Origin of the sequence: Providencia sp. PROV048, assembly GCF_033688165.1 — a bacterium.
Classification (GTDB): domain Bacteria; phylum Pseudomonadota; class Gammaproteobacteria; order Enterobacterales; family Enterobacteriaceae; genus Providencia; species Providencia hangzhouensis.
This window is the reverse complement of the sequence record NZ_CP096360.1, coordinates 3,514,384-3,537,534: the sequence shown is the minus strand read 5'-3', so window position 1 is coordinate 3,537,534 and position 23,151 is coordinate 3,514,384. Positions and strand designations below refer to the sequence as shown.

Below are 23,151 nucleotides of genomic sequence, written 5' to 3'. Positions count from 1 at the left end.
GTGGCGGTGTTGTCCATCAAGACTAACACCGCTACAGTTCGAATTGTTTTTTATTAGTTTTCTCATGTTTTTTTGATTGTAATTTTAAGTTCATCTTTATTATCATTAATGAGTTTAGAAATGCCGCTGTGATTTTTTAATTTAAGAATACCTTCATTGCTTTTAGTCAGATATGTTTTCCTTTCGATTGATATTGACAATCCCGGTAATGCACTACCAAAGTCGTCACTTGTATTTATATATTCAAAGTTTTTACTTGCTGCAATAATGCAATCGCCATTTTTTGTTTCTTTAATAATAAATGTGGTTCTCATATCCTCAGTTGAATTATCATCTTTAGACTTTTGAATCGCTTTTCTTCCTATATTGTAATGTTCGTTCTTATTTATTTGATGTAAAAAAAATGCAGGATTTGCAAGAAAGCCTTGATGCGCAATCTGCGATATTAACTGTGCGTTTTTTAATCCGAATTTTGCGCTGAGAACTCTTGCATCTTTAATTTTAACTGAATTTTCTTGTCGATATGGCGTATGTAAGTAAACATTCATTCTATTGAAATCTTTGTTGAATTTATCAGATAGGTCCCTATCAAATGTAAATCCTTCACATTCATGAAAATGGCCGAGGTGGGTAGATGTGCAACAATCATCCTTGTTAGGTTTGAATCGTTCTATTTTTTTTCTCAATATAATAGAAGTTGATATTTCATCATGAATGATTTCTTTTTTATATTTATTACTAATACTGAAATATTTTTCAATAAATGCAATGTTATTTTCTATATTCAATCCCCGTTTTTTATTTTTCACTGAAGATTTGAATAAATGCCAAAATGATTCTAATACATTATTAATCCGACTGGTAAAGTGGATGAATGAATTTTGATTTGATGTTTTACTATCAATAGTGGGCAGATTTTCGGTGGAATAGGGTACGTTTTTATTAATTTTCGTCATGAAGGCTCGCTTAGCGGTATATTTAATTTTAGGATAGGCTATCTCACGGAGGGGGTAAATTATTGCATAAATAGATATTACCTATTCAGAAGTACAATGTGATGAGATGGCAGGCGATCATCTTAAGATGATAAGGTTTCGTCATTTTAACCGTTAATTTTTCTATCCTTACGGAATGTGAAGTACCTCCCATTTCAGCTATTTGCTTGTTTCTACAATTAAATTTAAATGTATATACAACTTTTTCTCTAGAAACAGAGATCTACTCGTTGTTGTATAACTATCCGACCTCTTCCTTCTCCACACTTTGTATAAAAATTCAAATTTAAATGTATATACTTTGTGAAGTAAATGTATATATATTTAAATCATCGATAAACGCTCTCAATGAATAGATAGTATCGAGCAAGTTGATAGAAAAATAATCTGTTGATTTATAATCAATTAATTAGTTTGAAGACGCACGTGCATCACCACTAACTGGGTATCTCGCAGATTATTATAAATAAAATTGTTAATTTAATGTTAGTTAAAAATGGATGATAGGGGATACAACCATGTTAAACCGTACTGACTCAACTCGAGTGATCCGCGCACCACGTGGCAGTGAGAAAACCTGTAAAAGCTGGCTGACAGAAGCGGTATACCGCATGATCCAAAATAATTTAGACCCAGATGTTGCTGAGCACCCTCAAAGCTTGGTGGTCTATGGCGGTATCGGCCGTGCAGCACGTGATTGGGAATGTTATGACAAAATTTTAGATGTGCTGACCACATTGGAAGATGACCAAACATTACTCGTGCAATCAGGTAAACCTGTTGGTGTGTTCCCTACCCATCCAGATGCCCCACGCGTGTTGATCGCAAACTCAAATATTGTTCCTCACTGGGCGAATTGGGATCACTTTAATGAGTTAGATCGCAAAGGCCTAATGATGTATGGCCAAATGACGGCCGGCTCTTGGATCTATATTGGTTCTCAAGGGATCGTTCAAGGCACCTATGAAACCTTTGTTTCGCTTGCTAAACAGCACTTTAATGGCAACGCCGCAGGGCGCTGGATCTTAACCGGTGGCCTTGGAGGAATGGGAGGAGCACAGCCATTAGCAGCAACCATGGCAGGTTTTAGCATGATAGCGGTCGAGTGCGATGAAAGCCGTATCGATTTTCGTCTAAGAACCCGTTATGTAGACAAAAAAGCGACTTCTCTTGATGAAGCATTGCAATATATCGACGATGCCAAAGCCAATGGCCAACCCGTTTCTGTTGGGCTATTAGGTAATGCGGCTGATGTTTACAGTGAATTGGTGAAACGCAATATCACTCCTGATTCCGTCACTGACCAAACTAGCGCCCATGACCCTGTACACGGCTACTTACCACAGGGTTGGACACTCGACCAATGGCGTGAAAAACAACAAACTGCCCCTGCTGAAGTGACCAAAGCAGCGAAAAAAAGCATGGCAGTCCAAGTGGATGCGATGTTAACGATGCAAAAGCGTGGCTCAGCGGCTTTTGACTACGGCAATAATATTCGCCAAATGGCAAAAGATGAAGGAATTAGTAATGCCTTTGATTTTCCAGGCTTTGTTCCTGCTTATATTCGCCCGCTATTTTGTGAAGGTATTGGCCCATTCCGTTGGGTTGCGTTGTCAGGTGACCCAGAAGATATCTATAAAACAGACCAAAAAGTAAAAGAATTATTACCAGATGACAAGCACTTACATAATTGGCTCGATATGGCACGTGAGCGTATCGCATTCCAAGGGCTTCCTGCACGTATTTGTTGGGTTGGTTTAAAAGACAGAGAAAGATTAGGGCGTGCTTTCAACGAAATGGTGAAAAGTGGTGAGTTAAAAGGCCCTATTGTCATCGGTCGTGATCACTTAGATTCAGGCTCTGTTGCGAGTCCACACCGTGAAACGGAATCCATGAAAGATGGCTCTGATGCCGTATCAGACTGGCCTTTATTGAACGCACTGTTAAATACCGCAGGTGGGGCAACATGGGTCAGTTTACATCATGGTGGTGGTGTTGGCATGGGCTTCTCACAGCATTCAGGCGTCGTCATTGTATGTGATGGAACGGACGCTGCTGATAAACGTTTAGCGCGCGTTTTACATAATGACCCTGCAACGGGCGTTATGCGCCATGCAGATGCAGGTTATGACATCGCCATTAACTGTGCGAAAGAGCAAGGCTTGAACTTGCCGATGGTGAAGTAATGTCCTTTGCCGGCTGCTTAATCGGTCGGCAACTTTCTGGAATATAAGGAATTCAGTATGAATGCTGTGTTAACTCAGAAAAGACAAGGGCCACTGGCGGGGATCAAAGTGATCGACTTAAGCCGTGTGTTAGCAGGTCCTTATTGCACCGGTATGATGGCCGATCTTGGTGCTGAAGTGATCAAAATTGAAGTGCCCAACCACGGTGATGACAGCCGCCATTTAGGGCCATTTATTGATGGTGAAAGTGTTTACTATGGTTTGATTAACCGAGGTAAACGCAGTATTGAATTAGACCTTAAAGCGGATGAAGACCGAGCGATTTTATTTCAATTAGTCAAAGAAAGTGATGTGGTGGTTGAAAACTTTCGCCCTGGTGTGACTCAACGACTTGGCATCGATTTTGATAGCTTAAAGCAGCACAACCCTAAATTAATCTACGCCAGTATTTCAGGTTTTGGGCAAAACAGCCCACTTGCCAGTTACCCGGCTTATGACATTGTGGCACAAGCGATGTCAGGCCTAATGAGTGTCACGGGTTTCCCAGAAACAGGGCCAACACGTAGCGGTGAGTCAATTGGCGATGTGTGTGCAGGGATGTTTGCGTCATGGGCGATAAGCAGTGCGCTATTTGCGAGAGAGCGTCATGACGAAGCAGCACAGTATATTGATGTGGCGATGGTAGATGTCTTATTGAGCATGCAGTTAACTGGGCTTTCAAACTTATTTGCAAATGATAAGGCCCCGAGCTTAGTGGGGAACCGCCACCCAGTATCCACGCCATTTGATACCTATCAAGCAAAAGACGGTTTAGTCGTTATCGCGATTGCGAGTGAAAAGCTATTTCAACGCTTTTGCGAATGTATGGAAAAACCGCAGTTATGCCACGACCCGCGCTACGGTGATGACCCAAGCCGAACGCAGTACCAAGTTGAACTTAGAAAAGAAATCGAAAGTTGGACACGCCAAAAAACGGTTGAAGAGGTATGTGACATATTATTAAACGCGGGCGTTCCTGCTTCACCCATTCATAATTTACACCAAGCGACACAAAGCGAACACGCCGAAGTGAGGCAAGTACTGACGTACCTGAATGATGGAGGAACACCATTGGTTTCTCAACCGGTTTTTTTTAATGGAAAGAAACCTCATTCGACCCGCCGTGCCCCGAAATTAGGTGAGGCAAACTTAGTTTATAAACCAGCGAAAACAACAATTAAAAATGCGGAGACGATGCAATGAGTTTTGATATTAATGAAACGGAACAAGCGGTTGTAGATGCGGTAGAAAAAGTTTGCCATGACATTTTACAGCCGAATGCACAAAGATACGATGAAACCGAAACCTTTTGTGCTGAAAGTTTACAAGCGTTAGGGGAAATAGGCTGTTGGGGAATTAATTTACCTGAACAGTATGGCGGTTTTGGTATTGGCAGTGTGGCGATGAGCAAGGTCGTGGAAGCGGTTGCAGCAGCTTGTGCATCGACGTCATCGGCTCTAACGGCGCATTTTTTGGCGACAGATTCAATTTTAATTGGTGGGACAGAAGAGCAAAAAAATCATTGGTTACCAAAAGCCGCTGCTGGGGAATTATTAGGTGCATTCGGCTTAACTGAGCCGGCTGCGGGCTCTAACCCTGCGGATATGCGTACTGTGGCTGTACGTGAAAATGGCGGATGGCGTATTCGAGGAAATAAACACTATATCACAAACGCCAAAGAGGCTGATTTTATTGTGTTATATGCTAAAACCGATGTTGAAGCGGGAGCCCGTGGCATCAGTGCATTTATGATCCCTAAAGGCACTGAAGGTGTGGCATTTTCTCAACCTGAAAAAACCATGGGGTTACGGGGTAGCACCATTTATGAATTAGCATTGAATTGTTGGCTACCTGAATCTGCATTACTGGGAGAGGAAAATAAAGGGTTCCACACCGCCATGGAAGTTTTAGATAAAGGGCGTGTTGAAGTGGCTGCAACGTCACTAGGTATTGCTCGAGCCGCGATGGAAAGTGCTTTAGGCTGGGTAAAAGAACGCCAAATTGGTAAAAAACCCTTAGCTGCATACCAAGGAACTCAATGGCGTATTGCGGATATGCACACGCAATTGGAGGCGGCTCGTATGTTGACCTGGCAAGCTGCGGAATTACGTGATTCAGGGGAGCGTTTTAGTTTGCAATCCGCTACGGCGAAATTGTTTGCTGCTGAGTGTGCGGGTTTTGTAACGGATGCAGCTTTACAGCTTCATGGCGGCTACGGCTATATTCGTGACCTCCCTCTTGAACGTTATGTGCGTGACGCACGGATTTTACGGATTTTTGAAGGGACATCAGAAATACAAAAAATTATTATTTCACGTGCTGTTTTAGAAGCCCACTAATTAATTTTAAGTATTAAATGAGTAAGCGGGACAGGCGTTTACTCGTTTATAGAGCACCACAGGAAGCACTACCTGACAACAGGATCATGGAATTAAAAACACAACAACAATCAGGTTTAAGAATGTATTTCAATTAGTTATTCAGGGTGAATAACAGATAAAACATCACCCAGCGTAATGCTTAATAACTGTACCTTACAACTGTAGTTATTGCGGTTCCATTACGATTAATTGGTTCATTCTTTAAGCCAGCCTTGCTTAAAGAGGAGTTACCATGACAGTTTCAAACGACATCGCTACAGGGCAAAAAAACCGGCAGGAGAATGTCCCCTTAATCGAAGCGCGTTCCATCGATTACATTCCAGAGTCCGAGCGCCATGGCACTTTATCGAGCCAATTCACACTTTGGTTCGGTTCTAATTTGCAAATAACGGCAATTGTAACGGGGGCCTTGGCAGTCGTGCTTGGCGGAGATGTATTCTGGTCATTAATTGGCTTGTTTATTGGCCAATTATTAGGTGGTGCGGTGATGGCCTTGCATGCGGTGCAAGGGCCGAAATTGGGGTTACCACAAATGATCTCGAGTCGTGTACAGTTTGGCGTATACGGTGCCGTCATCCCTATTTTATTAGTTTGCATGATGTATGTCGGGTTTTCTGCTAGTGGTACTGTGCTGGCAGGGCAAGCGGTTGGTCAGTTGTTACATGTGACTGATTGGGTTGGAATTATTATTTTTGGTGTGGTGATTATCGGCATTACAATTTGTGGTTATCGCATCATTCATATTTTAGGGAAAGTAGCGAGCGTTATCGGCGTGATTACGTTCTTTTATCTATTTTTCCGTCTGTTTTATATGAATGATGTTTCGGTATTACTGGAAAACCGCCATTTTAGCTGGACGAACTTTTTATTAGCGATGTCATTGTCTGCTTCTTGGCAAATTGCATTTGGGCCTTATGTTGCTGACTATTCTCGTTATTTACCGACTAAAACCCCGACAATTAAAGCCTTCTTGGCTGTGGGTTCAGGCACAGTAATTGGTACGCAAGCCTCAATGATTTTAGGGGTTTTTGCCGCAGCGCTTGCTGGCAATAAGTTTGCCGGTAATGAAGTCTCGTATATTGTGGGCTTAGGCAGCACAGGTTTAATCGCGGCGTTGCTATACATCAGTATTTTCTATGGGAAAGTGACAATAACTGCATTGAATGCCTATGGTAGCTTTATGTCTATGGCTGCGATTTGGTGTGGCTTCCGTGGGAAAAGCCAAATTTCTCGTGGCCAACGGTTGTTCTTTATTATTCTAATGGTCAGTTTTTCAACACTACTTGGGTTAGCGGGCCAGCACTCATTTTTAAAACTCTTCTCTGCTTTCTTATTGTTTTTACTTGCATTCTTTACCCCTTGGAGTGCAATTAACTTAGTTGACTACTATTGGGTCACTAAAGGTCGCTACGACGTTCCTGAACTTGCAAACCCAAATGGCCGCTATGGGCGTTGGAATAAAGTCGGGATATTCACTTACATTGCCGGTGTATTAATACAATTACCATTTATATCAACAGGTTTTTATACCGGGCCTTTAGTCGAAAAACTCAGTGGTGTCGATATTTCATGGATTGTTGGCTTAGTAGCAACAAGTATTCTTTACTATGTTGCGATTAAAAAATGGCCTATGTCAGTCGCAGATCGGTTGATATTACCGATAACAAAATAACCATTTCATAAAAAACTAGCATTAAAAAGCGTAAAAATTGAGATAGCCAGTAGCAGTGTAACTATCACTGTTACGGTTTCTCTCAACCTAAAAAACGGTTTTAGAACATTACCATACCCACCAATCGTTGAAGAATTGGGATAGGAGTTGCTATGAAAATTTTAGTCGCAGTGAAGCGAGTGATAGACCATAACGTCAAAATAAGAGTAAAAGCCGATGGTTCAGGAGTTGAATTGGCGAATGTCAAAATGGCAATTAACCCATTTGATGAAATTGCCGTCGAAGAAGCTGTGCGTTTAAAAGAGGCGGGAAAAGCAACAGAAGTGATTGCGGTTTCCATCGGTGACATTGGTTATCAAGAAACATTACGTAGTGCGATGGCGATTGGCGCTGATCGTGGGATTTTAGTCCAAAGATCTGGGGAGTTAACACTAGAGCCACTGGATATAGCGCGTTTACTTCAACAAATCGTAGAAAGGGAACAGCCAGATCTTATTTTATTAGGCAAACAAGCTATTGATGATGATTGCAATCAAATAGGTCAAATGCTCAGCGCATTATTGGATTACCCGCAAGCGACATTTGCTTCTCAAGTTAAGCTTGAAGGGCAATCACTGCAAGTTACGAGGGAAATTGACGGTGGTTTAGAAACGTTAGAAATGCCATTGCCAGCGGTCATCACAACAGACTTACGGCTCAATGAACCTCGTTATGCAACTTTACCTAATATCATGAAAGCGAAGAAAAAAACGTTAGATATTATCGATATTACTGATATGGATTTTATCCCATTAGGGCAAATTAGAACGCTTAGTGTCTCAGAACCCAAAAAACGAGCGGGGCAATGTACATTGCTAAGCAGTGCGACAGAGCTAGTCAGTGCATTACAAGCGAAAGAAGTGATTTAATCGAGGAAAATACCTATGAGCCAAATATCTGTATTAGTGGTTGTCGAGCATGATAATCAAACAATAAAAAACTCTACTTATCATAGTATTAGCGCTGCAAAACAACTTCTCACCGCAGGTGGCCATTTGCACTTATTAGTTGCAGGAAGTGAGACAGAATTGGTCGCTCAGCTAGCTGCGAGTATAAAAGGCGTGAGTAAAGTCCTAGAAATACAATCAGATAACCTTAAAAACCAACTTGCAGAACCGATGACTCATGCGGTGGTGAATATTGCAGAAGAATATACTCATTTACTGTTTCCAGCGACGACATTTGGTAAAAATATTGCCCCACGGGTTGCTGCAAAGTTAGGGATCGCACAAGTTTCAGATATTGCTCAAGTTATTGATTCACAAACTTTTGTTAGACCTATTTATGCAGGGAATGCGTTAGCAACGGTACAAAACAATGGTCAGAAAGTGGTCATTACGGTGCGTAGTTCGGCATTTTCAGGAGGATATGAAACGCAAAATAGTGCTGAAATAGAGAAAGTTTCCCTTGCCGATATACCGCTGCGTAGTCAATTAAAAAGCCAATCGTTAACTCAAGTTAGCCGTGCGGAATTGAGCTCTGCAAAAGTGGTTATTTCAGGCGGGAGAGGCTTGAGCTCAGGTGAAAATTTTGCGTTATTGGAAACGATAGCTGACAAGCTAGGGGCTGCGGTTGGGGCTTCACGTGCTGCGGTAGACGCTGGTTTTGTGCCAAATGACTACCAAGTAGGACAAACAGGGAAAATTGTCGCACCTGATTTGTACATAGCTGTAGGAATTTCGGGGGCAATTCAGCATGTTGCAGGAATGAAAGAAAGCAAAGTGATCGTTGCTATCAATAGTGATCCTGAGGCACCGATTTTCCAAGTTGCGGATTATGGCATTGTTGGCGATCTGTTTGAGATCTTACCTGAATTTGACAAAGCATTGGCGTAATGGAGGGGCTCATGGCTATCGACAATATTGAGAAAATAAACGAGGCTCCCGAGCGGGAATCGATGGAGTTCGATGTCCTGATTGTCGGTGGTGGGCCCGCGGGGTTATCTGCAGCAATACGTTTAAAGCAGCTAGCGGCAAAGAAAGGAACAGAAATTTCGGTTTGTTTAATTGATAAAGGTGCACAGATAGGAGCTCATATTTTATCTGGTGCAGTGATAGACCCACGTGCTCTCGATGAATTGCTACCAGATTGGCAGCAAAAGGTTTCGGCTTCTTTAACACCTGTAAGCCATGACCGTTTTTTATGGCTAAAAGAAAATAAAGCGAGTCATTTACCCCTTTCTTTATTGCCAAACTGTTTGAAAAACAATGGTAATTTCATTGGTAGCTTAGGGGAGATAAGTGCTGCACTAGCCGTGGAGGCAGAAGAATTAGGTGTTGATGTTTTTGCTGGTTTTGCTGCCACAGAGGTGTTATTTGATGATAAAAACCAAGTGATAGGCGTCACAACTGGAGATATGGGGCTTGATAAATTAGGCAACCCAACACAGATGTACCAACCGGGTATGAATTTACTGGCAAAAATGACCTTTTTTGCGGAAGGGTGCCGTGGTCAGCTAGGTAAGCAATTGATAAATCATTTTAATTTAGCCACAGAGAGCGGTAAACAAACCTATGGTTTGGGGATCAAGGAAATTTGGCAAATTCCAAAAGAGCAACATCAAGCAGGGTTAGTTGTCCATTCCGTTGGCTGGCCGCTAGATAACCACACCTATGGTGGTGGCTTTGCTTATCATTATGGGGATAACTTAGTCGCAGTGGGTTTGGTGGTCGGGTTAAATTATGAAAATCCGTATTTATCACCGTTTGATGAGTTTCAACGCTTAAAAACCCATCCTGCTTTTAGTGATTTCTTATCGGGTGGAGAACGGATCAGCTATGGTGCTAGAACGATGGTGGCGGGTGGGTTAGCCGCGTTACCTGAACTAAGCTTTCCCGGAGGTGTGTTAATTGGTGATGATGCAGGTTTTCTTAATGCAGCCCGAATTAAAGGCACCCATTGTGCGGTGAAAAGTGGGTTATTAGCAGCAGAAGCTTGGTTCAGTGCTAACCAGAATGGAATGGTTGATTATTTACAGTTTAAAAAGCAATTTCGCCAGCTATTTGAAGAGAGCTGGTTATATCAAGAGCTTTATCAAACACGCAATTTTAAGCCCTATATGAAAAAAGGGCTAGTGGTTGGTTCAATGCTATTTGGTGCAGAACAACTGTTATTTAAGGGGCGTACCCCGTGGACGTTGAAATTAAAACAATCGGATCATGAAGGAATAAAGGAAGCCAAGGGTTTTACACCGATAGATTACCCAAAACCCGATGGTAAATTAACGTTTGATAAGTCTTCTTCCGTATTTTTATCGAATACTAACCATGAAGAAGAACAACCCTGCCATTTAAAACTGGCTGATATTAATGTCCCTATCCAAGTTAATTTAATGAAATATGCTGCGCCCGAGACGCGTTATTGCCCCGCTGGAGTTTATGAAATTGTAGGGAATAAAAGCGAGGAAAAACTGCAAATTAATGCGCAAAACTGCCTGCATTGTAAGGCTTGTGACATTAAAGATCCGTTACAAAATATCACCTGGACTGCTCCCCAAGGAGGGGAAGGGCCTATTTATCAAGGAATGTAAAACGAATTTATTGTGATGTAGTTGTGCTTGATATTTTTGTTTTATCAGTCGCTTTGGGGCAATTTTGCCCCATTTTTTTATTTTTGCATTAATTCTCAATTCGAGAATGTAATTTTAATTTGTAACGTGAGCCAGCTGTGATCATATTAACATAGCTAATTAGAGTGTTACCTGTCCAAGTGCGACGGCTAAGTTGTAAGCAAGGTGAGTTTTCTTTAATTGATAATGATTGAGCAATAGATTTTGTGGCTAATGCAGCTTCAATGGTATGTTCCATTTCACTGACAGGAAAATGGCGTTGCAAATAACCGCTAGGAGTTTCAGTGTCACCATATTTTTGCTTAACAAAGTCGGGCACAATGGCGTGGTTAACATAGCGTTCTTCTAACATTAAAGGAATATCGTTTTCAAAATGTAGTACTTTACAATAGCCCACATCACTTCCTTCACTAATCCCGAGCTGTAGTGCAATTTCTGCTGATGCGGGAATAATTTTTAGTTGCAGCTGGTGGCCGCTATATTTATTACCACTTGTTGAGATCTCATCAAAAATATCAAACGCTTTTGTTACGGGGAGCTCATGTTTTTGAGTGGCGACAAATGTGCCTTTGCCCGCAATACGATGTAGGATCCCTTTTTGACTTAACTCTGAAATGGCTTTATTCACGGTCATACGGCTTACATTGAATTGAGCACATAGCTCTAATTCTGTCGGTATTTGTGTTTCAGGCTTAAAAATACCTAAATCAATACTGCGTAAAATGTAAGACTGAATTTGCTTATATGCAGGTTGTAATGTCATCGCTGTTATTCAAAATTATTGTTAAAGGAAGGAGTGGTAACATTGTTTTATTGCCACATTTCACTCACAAACTTTGTATTGAATGCAAGTTTATCAGTAATTACTGGCTTTGCTAGTAGGAGATACCTATTTCTAATGATTAACCTGAGTTAAATAGCTGTTTAAGGTGCTCGTCCTTATCTGAATTATTTAATTATAAGGTAAGTTTTACTAGGGCTATATACCTTTATTTATTATCATAATGTTAAATTTACTTAGCGAAATAGGCATTTATTCATGCGAGTTCAATATTTCCATGTCAGTCTTACTCAATGTGACTATCAAAATGTCAGCCCAATGGGAATGGTAAGATTGATTGCCTCCCAAAAAGTATTTTTCTTTAATCAAGGTGATTTTTCAAATAGTGAAATTTTTTTAGAACGCTTACAACAAGGCGATACCTTGGTTATTTGTGCAGAAGAGATGAATGATGGCAGTTATTGGGCTGAGTGGGTTTACCATGAAAAGCATGGTCGACTTGAGCCAGATAGAACCATTAGTTTTAATCGCTCACTAGGAAAACAGTATTTAATTTCGTTAGCCTTAATGGCCCTGATACCTGCAGTGTATTACTGTTTTATTAATGCAGATGATAGCTTCTTAATGATTATCTTAGTCTCACTTTTAGGTTGTGCTGCCTTTGGTGGAATAGTTTTGTTTGCTCTTGCACTGGCCGAGACTAAGCATATTTTAAGTCCAAAACGAAAATCAATTTTAAAAGCGTTGGATTTAGTTATTGATGGGCAATATCAAAAGAGTGAACAAGAGCAACAAATTGAAATTTTAGGAATTAAAAGCTTAAAAAATAAAGCCAATAAATTACGTAAATCAGCAGATAACTATCGTGATAAAGCGTCATTACTCGTCACCCGTGGGAAGGTTAATATTACATCAACCCTCAGCTTAACAGTTGCTACGGGGGATGCAGAACAAAAGCTCAATCATGTTGGTTTGCAGATTAATAAAAGCCATATGGATGTTCTAATTTCAGCAAATGAACCCTTATTCAACAACCACAATCTATTTATTGCTCAAGGTGATGAGCTTGAAGTTTTTCATAAAAATATCCAAGCGCATTCAAAAGAGCAGGTCATTTTTGGTATTTACAATCACCAAGACGGGCTTGCCTATAGTTTGATTGGTAAGGGGGCTCCTCAAGAACGAGGTTTTTATTTCGGGCTGTGGGGGGGCATTTGCTTACTTTTAATGTTCTTTGTCTTTATGGCCGGAGGGTTATCAATTTCTGAAACCCTAGAGAAAGGTGGATATTGGGATTATTGGGACTGGGTTAATATTGTGGATACAGGTGTGCTATTTATCAGTTTCGCAGTAACGATTTTATTCGGTATCAGTTTTCTTATTGCTTTGTGCGTGGCGATATATTTTAAATTATCTCAGCGTGGAAATGGGTATTATCAAGCGCAATATATTTTGAAGCATCTACGTCGTAAGAATGGCCAAACGGATTATGTGACGGAGGTGCGCTCATGAACCCATTTCTGAGTAAACGTTTTCTCTTTTTGGCTTTGGTGTTTGTATTAAGCTTCGCTTTCACTTTTATTATTTTTATTCGTACTGGTACGGTTGATTGGCAGTGGAAAAACCACAATGAAAATAGCTTCCCGATTGGTAGTTATGATTTTGCAACAACATTTCCAGCAGAAAATGGGATGTTAGTTATAGCTCAAAAAAGTGGCCGCTCTAATTATTATTACTCGTCTTATAATACTTATATGCCTTCAAGTGAATATGATAACCAGATTTTATTTGCAGATAATAATGGCGTGCATTTTATTACTTATAGCGATCAAAGTTTTTATAATGCAGTCTGTGAAAGAAAACAATGTTTAATGATGTTCAGTGATGGCTATCAAAAAATTAACTTAACTGATTTTTCAGTGAGTGAATTTACACCTTGGAGTAAAAAAACTGGCAAGCTATTTTCAACGTTGATTATGGGAAAAATCTACTTATCTAAAAGCTCTCCTTTCTATGTTGTTGCGGATAATGAAAATATTTTTATCAGCGCTGATAAAGGAATGACATGGGAACATTTTATGAATGTTCGTGATTTAGCCAAGTCATTATATCCTGAAGAAATTGAAGGAAATTCAAATTTTTCTTATGCAACATATCGAGATAAAATAGTGATGTGGTATAGCTATGGCAACCAAATGGGATCATTAGAAGTTATTATGGATATCCCAACAAAACAGGTTATTAGCAGTAAATGGCTGCCTGTCAGGATCAATGAATCAGCACAAAATCGTAATGGTGATATTTTTGTGGTTGCTCAAGAGCCCTCACGTCGCTTATTTTCTTTGATGCAATTTCATACTAATGGTAATTTTGAGGTGATGGCAGAAAGCGGTTATAACCACATGAACAGCTTAGAAGTCGGCAATCAAGGTTTAATTGTTTCGAATATAGTTAGAGGTTCGCAACAATATTTAATGATGGATTTTGCCACGAAAGAGATCCGTTATCGTCCTCAGTTTCCTTTGTATAACAAAATATACAATATGGCGGACCAATCCTTGATTGAAATAGAAAGTACTTATTCAAATGAAAGTGCGCTGACTAAAGGAGCACAAGTTTCTTATCAATCATTGCATTGATGCGTAAAGATGATTTAGTGTGTTCTCATTCAATAAGGATAGGGTTTTCCCTATCTTTTTTGTTATTGTTATTTAAAGGTTAAGCTAATACTAAAATAGGTATAGCTTGCAGTTTAAGGAGAGGAAGAGTACGTTTTAATAATAGACTAAAAATAGATAAAAATTAAACGATTTTAACTCATTATATGGAAGTAAGTTGTATAATTAGAAATATACAATAAAAATAAAAGAAATATAGTTAATAATATATAGTATTAACTATAGATGATGATATTCAATATCATCATTAAAGATTACTAGCTAATTATTCTTTATAGATGTACTAATATTTAATCAACCATTTGATTAAATATTAGTAAACCTTGGTTACTTTATGAGTATTGCAGTCATTAAAAAACAAACTAAATGTCAGATAAAAAATAAGTAAGATTGACTAGACCCTACTTTTCATTTAATGCAAAATAGCAATGCAAAATTAATTCTAATTCTAATTTTATTTTAATTGAGATAGCTAAATGAATATATCCAAAATCAGCATTGCATCTATTCTTATTGCAAGTGCATTATTAAGTGGTTGTGCTAAAGAATCTTCTCGTTCTTTAGCCGTAGAAAAAGTTGCGACATATAATACTCAATATTCAGGCCCAAAAAGCCCAATATCAATAGGGAAATTTGATAATCGTTCTAGTTATATGAATGGCATTTTCTCTGATGGGGTTGATCGTTTAGGTAATCAATCTAAAACCATTTTGATGACACATTTACAGCAAACGGGTCGTTTTAATGTATTAGACCGTGCAAATATGCAAGAACTTAAAGAAGAAGCTGGTATTAAAGGTCAGTCGCAACAGTTAAAAGGTGCAACTTATGTAATTACTGGTGATGTTACTGAATTTGGACGAAAAGAAGTTGGGGATCGCCAGTTATTCGGTATTTTAGGTCGTGGTAAATCACAAGTAGCGTATGCCAAAGTCAATTTAAACGTTGTTAATGTTCAAACATCTGAAGTGGTCTTTTCTTCACAAGGTGCTGGTGAATATGAATTATCAAATAGAGAAGTGATTGGTTTTGGTGGCACTGCCAGTTATGACTCAACATTGAATGGTAAAGTATTAGATTTAGCAATTAGGGAAGCGGTAAATAACTTAGTTTCTGGTATAGAAAGTGGTGCATGGCAGCCAGCTAAATAAGGAAATACGATGAAAATTAAATTATTGGCTATGGTAGCCGGCGTAATTTTATTAAATGGCTGCGCTAATGAACCCAAACCACTATATAACTGGGATGGTTATCAAACAACGGTCTACCAATATTACCAACAAACAGAAACTGGCCCTCAAGAACAAATTCAAGCTTTGAAAAAGAATTTGGAAATGAGCAAAGCAAAAGGTTTAGCAACTCCGCCAGGGTTGCATGCGCATTTAGGGTTATTGTATTCAACAACTGGAGCGGTTGATCTTGCAATGCAAGAATTTACTGCGGAAAAAGCATTGTATCCAGAATCTGCGGCTTACATGGATTTTCTCATGAAAAATAAAGGAAAAGTAAAATGAAACATTTACTTATAGTCTGCGGATTGGTGATGACATGGTTATTAACGGGATGTGCTCAGCCAACTAAAGTTGATTACACGGCATTTAATCAAAGTAAGCCTAAAAGTATTCTGGTGCTATTACCACAAAACAGTTCACCAGAAGTACAAGCAAGTCATGGTTTATTATCACAAGCGACTCTTCCTTTAGCTGAGGCTGGCTACTATGTTTTCCCTGTTGCTGTTGTTGAGGAAACATTTAAGCAAAATGGGATGACAAATGCAGGTGACATTCAAGCTGTTCCACCTGCAAAATTGCGCGAAATTTTTGGTAATGATGCCGTACTTTACTTGAATATCACTGAATACGGTACAAGTTATCAGGTTATTTCTAGTGATACTCGTGTCACTGCGGATGCGAAATTGGTTGACGCTAGAACAGGAACGTTATTATGGAGTGGCTCAGCGACTGCATCGAGTGCTGAAAATAATTCCTCGTCAAATGGTATTATTGGGGCGTTAGTATCTGCTGTTGTTAACCAAATCGTAGATACAATGACAGATAAAAGCTATGCAATTGCAGGTATAACAAGTGCCAGGTTATTATCTGCAGGTAAGCCTAATGGTATCTTATATGGGCCTAGATCGCCTAAATATGGTAAAGATGCTCAGTAATTATTAATTATTGAATAATGGGCAAAATAGAATAAAATATTTCGCCCATTTTATTTAAGTTAAATGTTATTTAAGTGAAATTAACTTATTTAATTATCGTTTTACATTGTTTATACGTTTTTTAATTGGGATGATTAAACTAAAAATAATAATATTAAACTCTTATTTAATATATGGGTTAATACTGTGACTTGAATCAAGTTGTTCTAGTCTATCTCACTAATAGTGTGATATAGGTACAATATTATGACAATAGCGATTACTTTGGTAACCCAACTGTTATATATATAATAATAGTCGGTTGTACTAATTCCTCGTTGATAGGAGTCATAGTATGTTCTTGTTAAACGAATCACTTATATCAAGGTATTTCTTCTATATGAAGAAATGGTTCAATATTGATATTTCTTTAGCCTTCTTCTTTCCAAACAAATAACCTTTCTCTTTTCCTTTCTTAAAATTTTTTTAACTTATTTAACTATAGGTTAGATCTCTAATATTTATTATTTAATGAAAAATTAAAGGTATTATCATGGCTAAAAGAATTGTAGAACCATTCCGTATTAAAATGGTAGAAAATATCCGTATTCCATCAAGAGAAGAACGTGAAGCGGCGTTAAAAGAAGCGGGATATAACCCATTCTTATTACCAAGTAGTGCAGTTTATATTGATTTATTAACTGACTCAGGCACCAATGCGATGAGTGACCACCAATGGGCAGCAATGATCACCGGTGATGAGGCATATGCAGGATCTCGTAACTATTATGATTTAAAAGATAAAGTGAAAGAGATGTTTGACTATGATTATGTCATTCCTGCTCACCAAGGTCGTGGTGCTGAAAATATGTTATTCCCTGTTTTATTAAAAGTAAAACAGGAACAAGGTGGAGCTAAAAAACCGGTCTTTATTTCTAATTTCCACTTTGATACAACAGCAGCTCATGTTGAATTAAACGGTTGTAAAGCAATTAATATTGTTACCGAAAAAGCCTATGACTCGGATACTTACGATGACTGGAAAGGCAATTTTGATATCCAAAAATTAAAAGATAATATTGCTGAGCATGGTGCAGAAAACGTAGTCGCAATTGTATCTACTGTAACTTGTAATAGTGCAGGCGGTCAGCCAGTATCAATGGCGAATTTGAAAGAAGTTTATGAAATAGCTAAACAGCATAATATCTTTGTTGTCATGGATTCTGCACGTTTCTGTGAAAATGCGTATTTTATTAAAGAGCGCGACCCTAAATATAAAAACTCGACTATTAAAGAAATTATTCTTGATATGTATAAATATGCTGATGCATTAACGATGTCAGCGAAAAAAGACCCATTATTAAATATTGGTGGGTTGGTTTGTATTAAAAATGACGAGAAAATCTTTACGTTGGCAAGACAACGCTGTGTACCAATGGAAGGCTTCGTGACCTATGGCGGTTTAGCGGGTCGTGATATGGCTGCAATGGTACAAGGTCTTGAAGAAGGGGCTGGAGAAGAATATCTACATTATCGTATTGGCCAAGTTAAATATTTAGGTGACCGCTTACGTGAAGGTGGAATTTCAATTCAATATCCTACAGGGGGACATGCCGTATTTGTCGATTGTAAAAAGCTGGTTCCTCATATTCCTGGTGATCAGTTCCCTGCGCAAGCGGTGATTAACGCACTTTATTTAGAATCAGGTGTCCGTGCGGTTGAAATTGGTTCATTTTTATTAGGGCGTGATCCTGAAACTGGTAAGCAAAAACACGCAGATATGGAGTTTATGCGGTTAACCATTGCAAGACGTGTTTATACCAATGACCATATGGATTACATTGCAGATGCTCTGATTGGTTTAAAAGATAAATTTGCAACCCTCAAAGGGCTGGATTTTGAATATGAACCGCCAGTATTAAGACACTTTACTGCTAGATTAAAACCAATTAAATAATAGGTCGCTCGTATGGTTCCCGTGCAATGCGGGAACCTCATCCTTATTCTTAAGGTAAACACCATGAATAATTCGGCAGCCAAAAAAGAACCCTCCATAATGGTAGGGGGCTTTGTGCTAGGCGGTGCCATGATTGGGGCGGGGATGTTTAGCTTGCCTACTATTATGGCTGGAGCTTGGTTTATTAACTCTGTAGTTATCTTGTTAGTTGTTTGCTTTTTTATGTTTCATTCAGGGATTTATATTTTAGAATGTATATCGAAATATGGAGCAGGAACGAATTACTTTTTTATCTCTAAAGAATTATTACCCAGATGGGCATGCTATATTGCAAATATGGCATTAATATTTGTACTCTACATACTAATTTATACCTATATATCAGCAGCAGGTTCAGTTATTAAAGAAGCTGCCGCCATTTACGGATACAATATTAATTTAAGATTAATATTTATTATTTTTACATTAATTCTAGGTGCGAGCATCTGGTGGAGTGGCGTAGGGGCAAGTCGTCTAACATCATTATTTTTATTCATTAAAATAATTCTGTTTATTTTAGCTTTCTCTGGTTTATTTTTTATCGTAAAAACAGATTTACTATTAACTTCCCCCGTTGAAGGAGGACAAACAGCGTTATTACCTTTTGTTTTTATTATTATTCCTTATGCAATTACTTCTTTTGGTTATCATGGGAATGTTTGTAGCTTGTATAAGCTGTATCATGAGAATGAAAGAAAGGTCGTTAAAAGTTGTGTTATCGGTTGTGTATTAGCATTGGTGCTCTATTTTCTCTGGATCATGGGGACAATGGGAAATCTGCCGCGGGCAGAGTTTTTAACAATAATTAATAAAGGTGGTAATTTAGATGCTTTTATTGAATCACTATATGCGGTACTGAATAGCAAAAATATTGCGACATTCTTACTGTGGTTCTCTATTAGTGCTGTATTTTGTTCATTCTTAGGTGTTGCAATTGGGTTATTTGATTACATTCTTGCTTCGTTGAATTTTAAGGACAACCCATCAGGTAGAATGAAATCTGCATTATTATGCTTCTTGCCTCCTCTTATTCTTTGCATGTTATTCCCAAATGGTTTTTTAATCGCAATAGCATATGCAGGTATGGCTGCATGTATCTGGGCGATTATTTGCCCTGCAGTTATGGCATTAAAGGTAAGAGAGCGTTTTCCTGATTCGAGATTCAAAGTGTGGGGCGGAAAAGGGTTAATCTATGCCGTTATCGCCTTTGGAGTAGTCGGCATTATTTGCCAATTGTTAGCGCAGTTTAATTTGTTACCGATATACCGTTAATTTTTCAAAATACAAGCTGTAAAATAACTGAAAAGGTACAGTGAGGGTTCGTTGTACCTTTTTTCTATCCAACGATATGGCGGATTGTAGGCTAATATTGAAATATAACGGTTTTTTTAAAGTACATTTTAATATTTTGACCTTGATAAATAATGGGTTTAAAGGCCATTTTTTTAATTGCTTTAACCGCTTCTTCTCTAAAACCTAAATCAGGAATTTTGTTATTTAGTATTTCAACGGATTCAATTTGACCATCTAATCCAACTAATAACCGAATTTGCACTTTAACAACTTTTGTATAGCCTAAGGAACGAGCCTCTTTCGGATACCTAGGAGCCGCATCCTGTAAAATTGTATAGGAAATACCACTCGAACCGAGTGCGGTATAGCTGCCATCACCATTAGCAGCAAATTGGCTATTACCAGATAATCTATTATTCCCTTTACCACTTTGACCACTTTCTGAAGCTGATGGGCTTGTGGAAGATTGATTTTCAGCAGTTGAATGGAGTGGTATTTCTTTAGCTGCTTCTTGTGAGCCTTGCTGCGTTTCATGGCTTATCTTATTGGTAATAAGTTGATTTTCTGTGTTATTTTTAGTGTTATTGTTCAGTAGCTTACTTTGTTCTTTTGGCTTTTTCCCTTGTACGGACTGACTGATTTCCGGTTTTGTTTTTTCTTTTGTTTTTTGTGTGAGTAAAGGCGATTCAACCGTGTTATCAACGGGAATATTCACAGGAATCAATGAATTTTTAAGTTGAGTTTTTGAAGGTATTTTACTTTCATTAGCTTGAGACTTGCTCATCTGCTTCTGTTGGGAAGCAGCTTCAGCCCTTGAAGGGGATTCTGATATAACTTCATGTGATTGCACTTGTTTTTTATTGCTCTGCTCTCCTGTGCCCTCTGAGGAGCCCATTTGTCCCCCTAGAGATAGAGTTATCGTTTCCATACCCTCGACTATAGGTATCGCCCTACCTGTTTGTAGGGCGATAAACATAATGGCAATAATATGGATAACGAGTGACAGTGCTAAAGCAAGTTTATAACGAATAGTCACTGAAACATTTCCTGTTTTAATCAATAGGTAGCTTTAATGCCTGCAAAAAATGAGCGCTCATTTCCAGGAATTAATGAGCCATAACCTGCGGTAACATAGTCGTAGTAAGTTTTGTTCATTAAGTTAGTGACCCCGCCATATAATTCGATGTGTTCAATCGGCTCGTAACGAACACTGAGGTCAATGAGTTCACGTGATTTAACTACGCCATCTTCTTCTTTATTGGCATCAGAAAGGAAATTATTGTACGAACCATAATAGGTATACTGAATGTCTCCCGATAAATCATCGGTAAAATCGTATTTTACTTTTAGTTTAACGGAGTGCTCTGGCACTTTAGTTAAACCACTTTTCGTGTAATCAATGGTATTTTTGCCGTTTTCTTCCAAAAACTGGCGGCCATGATTGTTATAATCAGAACGTCCTCTGAGCCATGAATATGATTCTTGGAAGGTGAAATTACCGAGCGTTTGTTGGAAGTCAACATCGGCTCCCCAACGGCGAGTTTTCAACAAATTCATTGTCTTCGCATCATTGACACTAGTGAGATAAATACGATTTAGCTGGTTATTCGTATTAGATGTCCAGAATGTGATATTGACAGTACTAAATGCTAATTTATCTCTTAAACCGATCTCAAATAAGTCATATTTCTCATCTTCTGCCTTAGTCGGAGTATAAATTTTCTCACCATTAACGACAGATTGGTCGCTGATTTGCAAGCCATCGGGAAGGGTGTAGCCTCGTTCATATCGCCCATAAATTCGGCCAGTATCGCGATAAAGGTAAGCAAGAGAAAGTTCAGCTGCCGTATTCCAACGGTCTGAAGTGCCAGACCCATTTACTGTGCCACTTTTATCAAATGACCATTCCGACAATTCACGTCTCAACCCTTGGGTAAATACAAATTGATCTGATTTAAGACTGTTAAGGGCATAAATTGCCTTTGTTGTTTTATCATAATCAAAATTATGAGGAACCCCATAATATCGGCCTTTACTATCTTTTTTATAGCTCCCAATATAATGAATAGAAGCCTTTTGTTTGGCATAATCTATGCCAAAAAGTAGATTGCTATCATCGAGATAGCCGATATCTAATTTGATTTTTGTTCCGTGGCTTTTTTGATTAACTTTTTGTTCCCAGTTGGCATTATTAGTATAAAAACCATCAGTGTAGAAAACATCTGTAGCAAAATTGAGTTTTTCCGTAAATGCATTTTGGTAACTTAAATTATAGCTATCGACTTCGCGGTCACCGATCAAATAACCACTGATCGTTTTTTTAATTAGTTTACCATTCTCATCAATACCGACAGTGACGGTTTTGTCTGGTGGAACGTAGTCTTTACCATACTTTTTGATATTACGTGATGTGAGCGTTTTTACGTACTGAGAACTTTCAGTGAGATGACTTCCTCTCAACATGAGGCTTTGATCTGGAGTCAGATCCCATCTACCGCCTAGTGAATAATATTCTGAATTACGGTAGGTATCTTTATAGTAAAGATCACGGTTTAGTTTACTGGCAGTACCTAAAATTGAAAAGGTATCACTCACCCGAGCTCCCAAATTAGCATTTAAGCGATATCCTTCTGAGTTCCATTCAGATAAAACACTTGTTTTGGGATTAGCCATACTTCTCAGGTTTGACGTTATATTAATGACTCCACCTGCAGTCCCTGAGCCGTAAATAACGCTTCCGCCACCGGGAATGATTTCAATACGCTCAAGTTGTTCAACGGGAATAATATCGTAGTTAGTGGTATAAGGGTGATTTGCTAATGTGGTAATTGGAGCCCCATCGAGTAACACTTGTAGGTTACGTTGTGAGGTTTCAGCCCCTTGCCCCCGCAAGTCTATGTTGCCCTGCCCAGAGGTATCGACACTAATACCAGGAACAGATTTAAGCACATCAGAGATTGTGCGGTTTCCTTTGCCTTGAATATCTTCTTTTGAAATAACAATAATTTGCTTGGTATCTCGTAAACGTTCAATTTCAACATAGTCAGGTCGTGCATAGCTATCTTGTAGCTCAATTGCATCAGCAGCTTCTTGAAGCTGTGATGATTCAAGCTCTTTATTGGTTGCATGAGTCGTAAAAGAAAGTGTTGATAAAATAATGAAACAAATAAAATTTGGCTTAAATTTAACCATATTGTTTCCAACGGAGGAAATGTTTTTCATTGGAGTAGGCTTGCCTTTTGTAATGATAATGCAAATGATAATCAATCTTATTATATTGTTATTGATTTCAAGATCAATTAATTTAAAACAATTTATAATATGGCTAATTATTTGATTTAAGTGGAAATAAATTGTTGACTTAGGCGGTATATCTT

Annotated in this window: 18 protein-coding genes; 14 read left to right on the top strand and 4 right to left on the bottom strand. The window is 38.6% G+C overall.

The window, feature by feature from the left end:
- Nucleotides 1-62: 62 nt before the first annotated feature.
- Nucleotides 63-956 carry a hypothetical protein gene (locus M1F26_RS15735; protein ID WP_140171461.1) on the bottom strand — a complete coding sequence of 298 codons (894 nt, stop codon included), beginning with the start codon at nt 954-956 and terminating at the stop codon, nt 63-65.
- Nucleotides 957-1,513: 557 nt separating this feature from the next.
- Here M1F26_RS15735 and hutU point away from each other — a divergent pair.
- The 7 genes from hutU to M1F26_RS15700 all read left to right on the top strand — a co-directional run bounded on the left by hutU (nt 1,514) and on the right by M1F26_RS15700 (nt 10,841).
- Nucleotides 1,514-3,181 carry a urocanate hydratase gene (hutU, locus tag M1F26_RS15730; protein WP_140171463.1) on the top strand — a complete coding sequence of 556 codons (1,668 nt, stop codon included), beginning with the start codon at nt 1,514-1,516 and terminating at the stop codon, nt 3,179-3,181.
- A gap of 57 nt (nt 3,182-3,238) precedes the next feature.
- Nucleotides 3,239-4,423 (top strand): CoA transferase, encoded by a 1,185-nt coding sequence (locus tag M1F26_RS15725; protein ID WP_318837589.1) that lies wholly within the window; start codon nt 3,239-3,241, stop codon nt 4,421-4,423.
- Complete coding sequence (locus M1F26_RS15720) at nt 4,420-5,559, top strand: acyl-CoA dehydrogenase family protein (RefSeq protein WP_140171465.1); 1,140 nt, start codon at nt 4,420-4,422, stop codon at nt 5,557-5,559. The genes M1F26_RS15725 and M1F26_RS15720 overlap by 4 nt, the downstream gene beginning before the upstream one ends.
- Before the next feature lie 274 nt (nt 5,560-5,833).
- Entirely contained in the window at nt 5,834-7,273 is a 1,440-nt protein-coding gene (locus M1F26_RS15715; RefSeq protein WP_140171466.1) for a purine-cytosine permease family protein, read from the top strand.
- A gap of 152 nt (nt 7,274-7,425) precedes the next feature.
- On the top strand, nt 7,426-8,181 hold the full coding sequence (locus M1F26_RS15710; RefSeq protein WP_140171467.1) for an electron transfer flavoprotein subunit beta/FixA family protein: 756 nt from the start codon (nt 7,426-7,428) through the stop codon (nt 8,179-8,181).
- Nucleotides 8,182-8,196: 15 nt separating this feature from the next.
- Nucleotides 8,197-9,147, top strand: coding sequence for an electron transfer flavoprotein subunit alpha/FixB family protein (locus M1F26_RS15705; RefSeq protein ID WP_140171468.1), 951 nt, complete (start codon nt 8,197-8,199; stop codon nt 9,145-9,147).
- An 11-nt stretch (nt 9,148-9,158) separates the two neighbouring features.
- Entirely contained in the window at nt 9,159-10,841 is a 1,683-nt protein-coding gene (locus M1F26_RS15700; RefSeq protein WP_112307608.1) for an electron transfer flavoprotein-ubiquinone oxidoreductase, read from the top strand.
- An 88-nt stretch (nt 10,842-10,929) separates the two neighbouring features.
- Here the strand turns inward: M1F26_RS15700 and M1F26_RS15695 are convergent, their stop codons facing one another.
- Entirely contained in the window at nt 10,930-11,643 is a 714-nt protein-coding gene (locus tag M1F26_RS15695; protein ID WP_004258469.1) for a UTRA domain-containing protein, read from the bottom strand.
- Between the two features lie 276 nt (nt 11,644-11,919).
- Between M1F26_RS15695 and M1F26_RS15690 the strand changes: the two genes are divergently transcribed.
- The 7 genes from M1F26_RS15690 (at nt 11,920) to M1F26_RS15660 (ending at nt 19,753) form a co-directional block, all read left to right on the top strand.
- Complete coding sequence (locus M1F26_RS15690) at nt 11,920-13,173, top strand: hypothetical protein (protein WP_164456029.1); 1,254 nt, start codon at nt 11,920-11,922, stop codon at nt 13,171-13,173.
- A complete protein-coding gene (locus tag M1F26_RS15685) occupies nt 13,170-14,300 on the top strand; it encodes a hypothetical protein (protein WP_140171469.1) in 1,131 nt (376 codons plus the stop codon). The genes M1F26_RS15690 and M1F26_RS15685 overlap by 4 nt, the downstream gene beginning before the upstream one ends.
- Before the next feature lie 515 nt (nt 14,301-14,815).
- Complete coding sequence (locus tag M1F26_RS15680) at nt 14,816-15,490, top strand: CsgG/HfaB family protein (RefSeq protein ID WP_094961482.1); 675 nt, start codon at nt 14,816-14,818, stop codon at nt 15,488-15,490.
- Between the two features lie 9 nt (nt 15,491-15,499).
- Nucleotides 15,500-15,853: a DUF4810 domain-containing protein gene (locus M1F26_RS15675; protein WP_094961483.1), complete on the top strand. Its 354-nt coding sequence runs from the start codon at nt 15,500-15,502 to the stop codon at nt 15,851-15,853.
- Nucleotides 15,850-16,506, top strand: a complete 657-nt coding sequence (locus M1F26_RS15670) for a DUF799 domain-containing protein (protein WP_140171470.1) — start codon at nt 15,850-15,852, stop codon at nt 16,504-16,506. Before M1F26_RS15675 ends, M1F26_RS15670 begins: the two co-directional genes overlap by 4 nt.
- 532 nt (nt 16,507-17,038) lie before the next feature.
- On the top strand, nt 17,039-18,442 hold the full coding sequence (locus M1F26_RS15665) for a tryptophanase (protein ID WP_004908186.1): 1,404 nt from the start codon (nt 17,039-17,041) through the stop codon (nt 18,440-18,442).
- A 63-nt stretch (nt 18,443-18,505) separates the two neighbouring features.
- A complete protein-coding gene (locus tag M1F26_RS15660; protein ID WP_140171471.1) occupies nt 18,506-19,753 on the top strand; it encodes an aromatic amino acid transporter in 1,248 nt (415 codons plus the stop codon).
- A 91-nt stretch (nt 19,754-19,844) separates the two neighbouring features.
- On the opposite strand, the gene M1F26_RS15655 is transcribed toward M1F26_RS15660, so the two are convergent.
- Together M1F26_RS15655 and M1F26_RS15650 are read right to left on the bottom strand one after the other, a co-directional pair.
- Nucleotides 19,845-20,810 carry an energy transducer TonB gene (locus M1F26_RS15655; RefSeq protein WP_140171472.1) on the bottom strand — a complete coding sequence of 322 codons (966 nt, stop codon included), beginning with the start codon at nt 20,808-20,810 and terminating at the stop codon, nt 19,845-19,847.
- Nucleotides 20,811-20,830: 20 nt separating this feature from the next.
- The gene (locus tag M1F26_RS15650; protein ID WP_227528833.1) at nt 20,831-22,966 is read right to left on the bottom strand and encodes a TonB-dependent receptor; all 2,136 of its coding nucleotides are present in this window, start codon (nt 22,964-22,966) and stop codon (nt 20,831-20,833) included.
- Nucleotides 22,967-23,151 lie beyond the last annotated feature (185 nt).